The sequence below is a fragment of the Streptomyces albidoflavus genome, assembly GCF_000719955.1.
GTDB lineage: Bacteria > Actinomycetota > Actinomycetes > Streptomycetales > Streptomycetaceae > Streptomyces > Streptomyces albidoflavus.
The window spans coordinates 1-202 of the sequence record NZ_JOII01000113.1; the positions used below are offsets into that span (position 1 = coordinate 1).

At 68.8% G+C, this 202-nt stretch carries 1 protein-coding gene; it reads right to left on the reverse strand.

The window, feature by feature from the left end; all coding sequences use genetic code 11:
• Positions 1-202, reverse strand: a 202-nt coding sequence (locus tag IF45_RS31875) for an AMP-binding protein (protein WP_037638988.1), incomplete at both ends; no start/stop codon positions are given.

Sequence of the window (202 nt, forward strand, 5' to 3'; positions counted from 1 at the left end):
GACGGTCCACACGTCCTGGGGGCCGAAGCCGTAGAGGGGCTGGGAGTTGGCGAGGAGGTGGAGGACGGTGTGGTGTTCGATGGCGACGCCCTTGGGGCGGCCGGTGGAGCCTGAGGTGTAGATGACGTAGGCGAGGTCGTCCGGGGTGACCGTGGTGCTGGGTGCGGTTGTCGGCTGGTGGGCGAGGGTTTCGCGTTCGGTG